This is a genomic window from Prosthecobacter sp. (assembly GCF_044226605.1).
Lineage (GTDB): Bacteria > Verrucomicrobiota > Verrucomicrobiia > Verrucomicrobiales > Verrucomicrobiaceae > Prosthecobacter.
In genome coordinates, this window is record NZ_JBGAGS010000031.1 from 81020 (window position 1) to 87357 (window position 6338).

General features: G+C 61.8%; 7 protein-coding genes. 6 read left to right on the forward strand and 1 reads right to left on the reverse strand.

Annotation, left to right across the window (positions count from 1 at the left end; genetic code table 11):
- Positions 1 to 20: 20 nt before the first annotated feature.
- The 4 genes from ACILSO_RS29560 to ACILSO_RS29575 all read left to right on the forward strand — a co-directional run bounded on the left by ACILSO_RS29560 (position 21) and on the right by ACILSO_RS29575 (position 3486).
- Entirely contained in the window at positions 21 to 1037 is a 1017-nt protein-coding gene (locus ACILSO_RS29560; RefSeq protein ID WP_395741096.1) for a serine hydrolase domain-containing protein, read from the forward strand.
- A 151-nt stretch (positions 1038 to 1188) separates the two neighbouring features.
- Complete coding sequence (locus ACILSO_RS29565; RefSeq protein WP_395741097.1) at positions 1189 to 2244, forward strand: ROK family protein; 1056 nt, start codon at positions 1189 to 1191, stop codon at positions 2242 to 2244.
- 14 nt (positions 2245 to 2258) lie between these two features.
- Positions 2259 to 2732 carry a CYTH domain-containing protein gene (locus tag ACILSO_RS29570; RefSeq protein WP_395741098.1) on the forward strand — a complete coding sequence of 158 codons (474 nt, stop codon included), beginning with the start codon at positions 2259 to 2261 and terminating at the stop codon, positions 2730 to 2732.
- A 73-nt stretch (positions 2733 to 2805) separates the two neighbouring features.
- Positions 2806 to 3486: a hypothetical protein gene (locus ACILSO_RS29575; protein WP_395741099.1), complete on the forward strand. Its 681-nt coding sequence runs from the start codon at positions 2806 to 2808 to the stop codon at positions 3484 to 3486.
- 45 nt (positions 3487 to 3531) lie between these two features.
- Here ACILSO_RS29575 and ACILSO_RS29580 read toward each other — a convergent pair whose 3' ends face one another.
- A complete protein-coding gene (locus ACILSO_RS29580) occupies positions 3532 to 4410 on the reverse strand; it encodes an ADP-ribosylglycohydrolase family protein (RefSeq protein WP_395741100.1) in 879 nt (292 codons plus the stop codon).
- A gap of 115 nt (positions 4411 to 4525) precedes the next feature.
- Between ACILSO_RS29580 and ACILSO_RS29585 the strand changes: the two genes are divergently transcribed.
- Together ACILSO_RS29585 and ACILSO_RS29590 are read left to right on the forward strand one after the other, a co-directional pair.
- Positions 4526 to 5374: a cyclase family protein gene (locus ACILSO_RS29585; RefSeq protein WP_395741101.1), complete on the forward strand. Its 849-nt coding sequence runs from the start codon at positions 4526 to 4528 to the stop codon at positions 5372 to 5374.
- A 36-nt stretch (positions 5375 to 5410) separates the two neighbouring features.
- A complete protein-coding gene (locus ACILSO_RS29590; RefSeq protein WP_395741102.1) occupies positions 5411 to 6154 on the forward strand; it encodes a dienelactone hydrolase family protein in 744 nt (247 codons plus the stop codon).
- Positions 6155 to 6338 lie beyond the last annotated feature (184 nt).

Below are 6338 nucleotides of genomic sequence, written 5' to 3' on the forward strand. Positions count from 1 at the left end.
GCCCTAACCCGATAGACAAGATGGACGCTCTCATTGAAGCCATGATGAGCAAAGCGAAGGTGACCGGCTTGTCCCTGGCGATCCTTCATGATGGCAAGATCGTCAAAGCAAAGGGCTATGGCATGGCGGACAAAGACAGCCACAAACCGGTGACGGCAGACACGCTGTTTCAAGCCGCCTCCATCAGCAAGCCAGTCGCCGCGCTGGGCGCATTGCGGCTGGTCGAGCAGAAGGTGCTGTCTCTGGATGCGGATGTGAACACGGTGCTGAAAAAATGGAAGGTTCCGGAGAATGAATTCACGAAGGAAAAGAAGGTCACGCTGCGGGGCATCCTCAGTCACAGCGCAGGGATCAATGGGGATCACTTTGACGGCTATGAAGACGGGAAGCCGGTGCCTGAACTCATGGAAGTGCTGAATGGAAAGAAGCCCGCCAACTCACCGCCGATCCGCGTGGGGTGCGTGCCGGGCAGCGAGTGGCGCTATTCCGGAGGCGGCTATGTCGTGCTGCAGCAGATGATGCTCGACACCACGCAGAAACCCTTCCCATCATTCATGGCCGAGACAGTGCTCGGACCACTGGGCATGACGAGCAGCACCTATGAGCAGCCGTTGCCTGCCGCCAAAGCCGCGTTGGCCGCGACGGGCCATTATGCCGATGGCACGGCGGTGAATGGCCGGTGGCATATCTATCCTGAGATGGCCGCCGCCGGATTGTGGACCACGGCCACGGATCTGGCGCGTTTTGTCTTGGGGGTGAACCAGGCTTTCGCTGGAGAATCCCAGAGCGTGATCTCAAAAGCAACGGCCAGGCAGATGCTGACGGTGCAGAGGGACGACGACGGCCTGGGTCTGTTCCTCGCTGGCAAAGGCGAGATTTTGCAGTTCTACCATACCGGGCGCAACGAAGGCTTTGACGCGTATGTCATCGGCTGCACCTACAAAGCTCAAGGCATTGCGATCCTGATCAATGCCAATGACAGCTCGGGTCTGCTGGGTGATCTAGCGCGAGAGATTGCGGTGATGTATGGTTGGTAGAGAGCTGAGGCTGGCATCCGCTTCACGCACAGCGGATTTTGTTGTGGAGCCAGAGGCAGTCGGTTCTCCGCCTATCAAACACTTCCATCTGCATCCCCACGCATTCTGCTCGACCACCGGCCTTTCGCTCTCCAAGTTCACGGCCCCAAATATGGCATCTGATACTCGCGACATTTTTCTCGGCACCGACTCCGGCGCCACCACTTCAAAGACCGGCGGCGTGTATGCCAATGGTGAACCGATCTCCACGCATCTGCGTCAGAGCTCGACGAATTCACAAGCCGGCACGGCTGCCGTGGTGGCCGGCTGGGTGGAGGGTGCGGAAGGGTTCCTGAAGGACCATGGTATTTCCTGGGATCGCGTGGCCGCTGCGGGACTGGCGCTTCCCGGACCTTACCAGCGCTACGGGGTGCTGGAGAAATCCTCCAATCTGCCAGACAGTTTCACCGGCTGGAATTTCCACGCCGACTACTCCGCGGCCATCGCCAAGGCCGCAGGCCGCGAGATCCCGCTCTATGCCGGAAATGATGGCGACTTCGGCGGTGTGGGCGAGGCCGCGCGCGTGCGTGGTGCCACCAAGGCCACCGTGCTGCTGCTGGCTCCCGGCTCCGGTCTGGGCGCGGCTTACATTGATGCCAATGGCCTGCCGCTGAGCGGGGATCACCTCGCTGGCATGGAGGGCGGTCACATGCCCATCCCGCGTCATCTGCTGGGCCACGGCCTGGATGAAGTGCCCGCGTTCCGCTGCGGCTGCGGCCGTGACTGGGGTTGCATTGAGGCCTACTCCACCATCTCCGGGCTGACGCAGTTTCTGGAATTCTTCCTGCCGAAGCACCCGGAACACGAACTGGCCACCAGCGATGAAACGCCACGGAGCAAAGGCTTCTCCCTGCGCGGTCGTGCTCAGAAGGGCGATCCGCTCGCGCTGAAGATCTTCGACATTCAGGCCCGCGCGCTCGGCATTCATGTGGCCAATCTCTGCATGGCGCTTGATCCCGGCATCGTCGTCATCGGCGGCGGCTTGGTGGACCCGGACAGCACCACGCCTGAATTCCGCGAGCGCTACCTCGGCGGCATCCGCGCCGCAGCCCAGCCCTACCTTTTCCCCAAACAGCGCGCCGAACTCCAGATCGTGCCCGCCACGCTGGGAGAGCTTTCTCAGTCCATCGGTGCCGCCCTTGTGGCGCTTTATTCCTCCAAGGCCTGAAGCACGCATCAAGGATGGCCACCGAGATCGAGCGCAAGTTCCTCCTCAAGCAGCCCGCCCTGTGGCAGCCCACCGGGCCGGGCCGCCGCATGGCGCAGGGGTATCTCTCACGCGATCCCGACCGCACTGTGCGCGTGCGTGTGGTGGGCGATGAAGCCTTCATGACGGTGAAGAGCCGCCGCACCGGCATCTCACGCACCGAGATCGAGTTTCCCATCGCTCTGGAAAACGCCCGCGATTTGCTGGAGCTCTGCCACCAGCCGCTGATCGACAAAACACGTCATGAGGTAATGCACGCTGGCATGCTGTGGGAAGTCGATGTGTTTCATGGAGCGAACGAGGGTCTCATCGTGGCGGAGATCGAACTGCCCGCTGAAGACACACCCATTGAGCTACCGGAGTGGATCGGCGAGGAGGTCTCGCATGATATGCGGTACACGAATTCGCGATTGTCGGCTACGCCGTTCAGTGAATGGGCAAAGCCATAGCCCGGTCTTTTCGGGGCACGGTCGGCTGCGGCGTTTGCAAGACGGGTTTAAGCGGCTGCGTTATGCGCGGTCTATGCATTCTCTAAATCTGTCTGTGATCGCGCGATTGCTTCTCGTTGGTTTCACGCTGGTCGTGGCTGCGTGCAGCTCCTGTGTCGTTCCTGCTGCTGTCCGGCAGAAGGCACAAACCTTCAGTGTGCAAACGGTGAATGGTTTTCCCTCCGCCAGCCACGTGTCTTATCTCGGGCGTTCGCAGCAGTGGGCCAATGCTTTTGGCCCCTTGGGGATGGTCGTAGGCGGGGTGTCCGCCATGAAACCCGAGGCGAAGCTGTTTAGCGCGATGCAGGCGCTGAAGCCCGGGCCTGCAAGTCTGATCGAGGATCAGGTGGCTCACGAGCTCTCCGCCATCGGCATGCGGCGCGTGGCTTCAGGCGAAGATGTCGTCGTTCGCATCGGCTCCGCCTATGACCGCATCATGTTCAGTGAAGCCGCACCGGGAACTGGCAAAAGTGGCTTTCAGATGGTCATGCAGCTGACCGTTGTTTTTGTGGACCGCAGCGGCAGGGAAGTTTGGAGAGGACGCACCGGCGGTGTCTCCATTGTGCCCTGGCCTTCCTTGCAGGAAATGCTGACCTCGCCAGCCACGCTTCAACGGATGACTCGGGAGGCCGCAGCCTGGAGTGGCAAACGGCTCGCGGGTGTTTCACCGTCAAACATCAGCGCCATTCTCCTGCAGGAACGCGCCGCGCACTGAGGAGTGGGGTGAAGCATCTGCCGAGAGGCCGGCCAAACGTGCTTCTCAGGCGAGAAAGCTTTCCAGCTGCGCCTTCGCCAGCAACCCCTCGCGCCACGCGGAGGGAATCGCCTCAATGCCATGCGCGGCGCCGAGCAGCATGCCTAGCGCGAGAGCGCGGGCGCAGTTGTCGCCGCCGGCCATGGCGTTTTCGAGAGTGGCTTGGGCAAAGTCATTTCCGTGATGGCGCACGAGCCACAGCGTGGCTGGCAGGGCCTGCGGGATGGGGCAGGCGCGGCCGAGTTTGCCGATGGCATCCGTGGCCGGGGCAGCCTCAGCGGCTTGCAGGGTCCACGCAGGCGCGGTTTCGCGGATGACGCTTTGCAGTTCACCGCCGTGCAGCAGGCGATACGTGGCCCGGGCGAGAAATTCGGCGCACTCGGTCGCCGCTGGGGAGCGATGCGTGAGCAGCGTCTGCTCCACCGCTGCCGTCACGGCCTCAGACTCCGGCTTGTGGGCAAAGAAAGCCATCAGTGGCGCGATGCGTGCGGGGCCTGCGAGTTCGTCGGAGGGCGCGCCGCTGGTGGCGGGCGTGGCACCGGCTTGCAGATTCGCCAGCGTGCCTTTGGTGGCCTTGTCCACGTAGTCATCGTAGGCGAGCCACATGGACTGCCAGTCGGCGAGGAAAGCGGCGGCATCCCAGCGCTTTTCACGTTGCAGGAATGCGAGCAGGCGCAGCGCCTGATCTCCCACATGCCCCTGCGCGCCCGCTTGTTTGCGCGGATGGTAGGACTCTGCACCGGGGGCAAGATAGCCGGAGACTCGTCCATGTTTTTTCACGATCAGATCGGGATCATAGATCCAATGCACGCCCAGAGAGATGGATTCAGCGATGAAGCTGCCCTGCAGCATGCCGGCGAGGCGGGAGGAGAAATCGGGAGTCATGGCGGGCACCTAGCGCCTGCCGTGGCCGCTGGCAAGAAGCGGTCTGAACTCTGAGCCTGCATACAGGCAAAACCCTCGTTGGAAATCGCGCCAATGCTGATTAGAACTGGAGTGCATGAAAGCGCTTTTCGTTCCTCTCGGTCTTCTGTGCGTGGTCTCTCTCGGCTGGCTGTTCAATCTCGCCGGAGCCGGGGCTGCTCCTGCCTCCATGCCTGTCGCGCCTCTCATACCCTTTGCGGCAGGCGGCACTTGGATTGATCTCACGCATGAGTTTGCCGCGGACACGCTCTACTGGCCCACGGCGCAGCGCTTCCAGCTGGAGGTGGAATCCCGCGCCATGACGCCCAAGGGGTACTTCTATGCCGCCAATCGCTACCGGGCCTCCGAGCACGGCGGCACGCACATCGATGCTCCCATTCACTTTGCCGAGAAGGGAAAGACGGTGGATCAACTCCCCATCGATCAACTGCTCGGCGCTGCGGTCGTGGTGGACGTCTCCGCCCAAGCCGCAGCCACTGCAGACTATCAGGTGAGCGTGGCGGATTTTGAGGCATGGGAAAAGGCCCACGGTCAGCTGCCCCAGGGCATCATTGTCCTGCTGCGCACCGGCTATGCCAAGCGCTGGCCGGACCCGAAAACCTACCTGGGCACCGAGATGCGGGGTGCGGAGGCCGTGCCACAGCTTCACTTTCCCGGCCTGCATCCAGACGCCGCACGCTGGCTGGTGGCGCAGCGCTCCATCAAGGCCATCGGCCTCGACACCGCCAGCATCGACTACGGCCAGTCCTCCCTGTTTGAGAGTCACCGCATCCTGCTGGAAAAAAACATCCCCGCCTTTGAAAACGTGGGAGACATGAGCCAGCTCCCCGCCACCGGCCTTTACATCATCGCGCTGCCCATGAAGATCAAAGAAGGCAGCGGCGGCCCCTTGCGCATCGTGGCCTGGATGCCGGGCAAGCGGTAAATCATCCTCACACTCATCTCCTTCCTCAAAATTCCCATGACACTCCGCGAAACTGAAAGCATCGAACTCTCCACTCCCACCGGTCCTATGCGTGCGCTGGTGCTGCGTCCAGCAGGCGAGGGGCGTTTTCCTGGGCTGCTGTTTCATTCCGAAATCTTCCAGAACACGGGGCCCATCTGCCGCACCGCCGCTTATCTGGCCGGGCATGGCTTCATCGTCGTGCTGCCGGAGATCTATCATGAATACCTGCCCGCTGGCACCGTGCTGGCCTATGACCAGGCAGGCTCGGATGTGGGCAACAAGCTCAAGACTGAAAAACCCGTGGCCGCCTACGATTCCGACAACCGCGCCGTGCTCGACTACCTCAAGGCGCACCCGGACTGCACGGGTCGTCTCGGGTCCTTCGGCCCCTGCATCGGCGGTCACCTGACCTATCGCGCCGCCTTGCAGCCGGATGTCGCTGCTGCTGCCTGCTTTTACCCCACCGATCTCCACAAACGCAGCCTCGGCGCTGGGATGAACGACGACTCGCTGGCCCGTGCGGCTGACATCAAGGGAGAGCTCATGCTCGTCTTTGGTCGTCAGGATCCGCATGTGCCCGCTGAAGGACGTGCCATGATCTACCAGACCCTCACATCAGCGGGAGTGAAGTTTACCTGGCATGAGTTCAATGCCGCCCACGCCTTCCTGCGCGATGAAGGCCTGCGCTACGATGCCGAACTCGCCCGCCAGGCGCTGGGCATGACGGTGGACTTTTTCCGCCGCTGCCTGTGCGAGTAGGCTAGAGCATTTTAAATAATTATATAGCCATAGCGGCGATGACTTGCTATGAAGGCACATGGCCACACTCTCCCTTGATTTGCGTGAACGCATCCTGAGTTCTTATGACAAAGGCGAAGGCAGCCGCGATGAGATTGCGCACCGCTTTCAGGTCTCCCTTGGCATGGTCAAAAAGCTCCTGCAG